Below are 2637 nucleotides of genomic sequence, written 5' to 3'. Positions count from 1 at the left end.
CGGCCCCGGCGACCGGGTCGCCGCCGGGCAAAGCCTGACCTGGCCTGACGAACTGCCGGTGCCGGCCGCCAGCCGCCCGACCGAGCGCCCGCGCGAGCCGCTGAGCGAGGCGCAGATCGACTATATGCGATCCATGGTGCTGCACATGGATGCGCACGCCATCGTGATCAACAAGCCGCCGGGCCTCGCCACCCAGGGCGGCACCAAGCAGACGACCAGCGTCGATGCCATGCTGGATGCGCTGCAGTTTGATGCGCCGTCGCGGCCGCGGCTGGTGCACCGGCTGGACAAGGACACGTCGGGCGTATTGCTGCTGGCCCGCACCGCCAAGGCGGCGGCCTTCTTCAGCAAGGAATTTGCCGGCCGCGATGCGCGCAAGACCTATTGGGCACTCACGCTCGCCGTGCCGAAGATCGCGGCAGGCACGATCGACGCGCCGATTGCCAAGCAGCCCGGCACCGGCGGCGAGAAGATGCATGTCGATACCGAAGCCGGGTTGAAGGCCAAAACGCGATACCGGGTGATCGATCGCGCCGCTGGCCGCGCCGCCTGGGTGGAGTTCCAGCCGCTGACCGGGCGGACCCACCAGATCCGCGTCCACGCCGCCGCCATCGGCCACCCGCTGGTGGGCGACGGCAAATATGGCGGCAAGGAATCGTTCCTTACCGGCGGGATCAGCCGCAAGCTGCACCTGCACAGCCGCCGATTGGTGATCGCCCAGCCCGGGGGCGGCACGCTGGACGTGACCGCCGAACTGCCGCCGCACATGGCCGAAAGCTTTGCCATGCTTGGCTTTGACCTGAAGCTGGGTGACATCGAGGTGGTGGAGCCGCCGCCGCCCCCGGTCAAGAAGCGTCGTCTGTCGAGCGCGACCAGCGGCAACCGCCGTGGCGAACGAAGGGCCCGTGGCGCCAGCGAGGAGCCGCGGCGCGGCCGCTGAGCAGATTGCAGCCAACAAGAAGGGCGGCCGCAACGGGCCGCCCTTCCTGTTTCAAGCGATGGTTCAGGCGGCGAGGGCTGCGCGGCGGCGACCGGCCAGGCCTACCAGGCCCAGCCCGCTGATCATCAGGCCCCAGCTGGCCGGTTCTGGTATCGCGGCACTGATGTAGCTGCCCGACAGATCAACCTGCAGGCCGACAGGCCCACCGCCGCTGTTCAGCACGTCAAAGCTGAGCGTGTTGAGGCCAGTCTGGAAGGCCGCGCCGCTGTAGCTGAAATTGGTATAGAAGGGATAGCCACCCCCCGTGATGCCGAGCGACACGCCGTTCAGCCGGACGTCGGTGATCGAATCGTCGGCCGCAAAGATGCCGCTGAAGCTGGCGCTGGTGAAGGCACCCAGGGTGAAGGTCGTTTCGAACGTGTAGTTGCCGTTGGGAAGTTCGTCCCCGGCATTGCCGGTCGGCGTGATCCAGCGTGCCGTGGCGGTGTCGGTCACCCATGGGCCGATCGGGAAGTTGCCGTTGACGCCGCCGGTGTAGGCAGTGCCGCCAACCAGCGTCCAGTGCAGATCGGCGCCATTGCCGGTGGTGGCCACGCCGCCGGCGGTGACGCCGGTGCTGTAGAGCGAAGTGATCACCGCCGCGTTGGCCGGTGCCGCCAGCGCAACAAGCGCAGCGCTGACAAAAAGGATTCGCATCATCAATTCGTCCTCGAATTTGGCGCCAATGTGCCCATCGGCGCGCTCGAGGCCATCTCAGCAAGTTCTATGCCAGAAATATTATTCAACAAAATCAACGAGATTTGCGGCGACGTTGTAAGAATTTCCGACGTCCCTGCCGCCACGCGGGCCATGAAAAAGCGGCCGGACTCGGTCGAGTCCGGCCGCTCACGCCACGGGAACGAACAGGATCAGCCGCGGTGGCCACGGCCAAAGCCGCGCCCGATCCCACGGCCGGGGCGCAGCAGGCGCTGCGGGCCGGTGGCCTGGATGTTGCGCGACACCTGGCCGTTGGCGCGGGTCACGTCGACATTGCGGCTGGCCACCGTGCCGCCGTCGTTGTTGGTGATAGCGCGGTTGCGGTTGTAGCCATTGTCGCTGCGGGTCAGGCTGCCATCCAGATTGTAAGTGCTGCCGTTGCGGCGGGTGATGGTCCCGCTTTCGGTGTAGCCGGTGTCGGTGCGGGTGCGCTCATAGGTGCGGCCGCTGGTGCTGCCATCGAAGCCGGTACGGCTCTGCTCGATCGATACGCCGGTCTCGGTCTTGGTGCGCGACAGGCTGTTGGTCATGGTGGCGCCGTCGCTCTTGCGGGTGACGCTGGTGTCGCGGTCAAAGGTGCCGGCGTCGCGATCACGGGTGACCGTCGTGGTGCCCGACACGCGGTCATTGTCAAACGTGCGGGTGCTGGTGCCCGACGGGGCCGTGGCGTTTTGCGGAGTGGTGCTCTGGGCAAGGGCCGGGGCGGCGAGGGCCACGGCCAGTGCCGAAACGGCAACGAGAATACGCATGATCAACTCTCCCTTGGGTCTGCGGGGCGGGGCGGCGTGTCCCGTCCACATTCCCTTCAACGCGGGCTGCGGCGGAATCCTTCGCGGGCGCTATCAGTGCCGGATGCGGCTGCCGGCGTCGCGGGCGGCACGGGCGGCGCGGGCAGCCCGCAGCTGTTGCAAGGCCCGCAGGCGCTGGCGCTGGTCGGCCGT

3 protein-coding genes are annotated in these 2637 nt (G+C 67.7%); 1 reads left to right on the top strand and 2 read right to left on the bottom strand.

From position 1 onward, the window contains the following. Positions 1 to 940 (top strand): RluA family pseudouridine synthase (locus tag GJ693_RS15345; protein WP_156257117.1); only part of this gene is annotated, 940 nt, incomplete at its 5' end. 63 nt (positions 941 to 1003) lie between these two features. Here GJ693_RS15345 and GJ693_RS15340 read toward each other — a convergent pair. Together GJ693_RS15340 and GJ693_RS15335 are read right to left on the bottom strand one after the other, a co-directional pair. After that, positions 1004 to 1639 (bottom strand): PEPxxWA-CTERM sorting domain-containing protein, encoded by a 636-nt coding sequence (locus GJ693_RS15340; protein ID WP_156257116.1) that lies wholly within the window; start codon positions 1637 to 1639, stop codon positions 1004 to 1006. Between the two features lie 209 nt (positions 1640 to 1848). Next, the gene (locus GJ693_RS15335) at positions 1849 to 2445 is read right to left on the bottom strand and encodes a hypothetical protein (protein WP_156257115.1); all 597 of its coding nucleotides are present in this window, start codon (positions 2443 to 2445) and stop codon (positions 1849 to 1851) included. Positions 2446 to 2637: the final 192 nt, after the last annotated feature.

The organism is Sandarakinorhabdus oryzae (assembly GCF_009733735.1).
GTDB lineage: Bacteria > Pseudomonadota > Alphaproteobacteria > Sphingomonadales > Sphingomonadaceae > Sandarakinorhabdus > Sandarakinorhabdus oryzae.
The sequence above is the reverse complement of the archived record's forward strand: the minus strand, read 5'-3'. Positions and strand labels throughout refer to the sequence as shown.

Bases quoted from the DNA above. Each gene is read 5' to 3' on its own strand.
- GJ693_RS15340 (WP_156257116.1), bottom strand. From the start codon at position 1,639: ATGATGCGAATCCTTTTTGTCAGCGCTGCGCTTGTTGCGCTGGCGGCA.
- GJ693_RS15335 (WP_156257115.1), bottom strand. From the start codon at position 2,445: ATGCGTATTCTCGTTGCCGTTTCGGCACTGGCCGTGGCCCTCGCCGCC.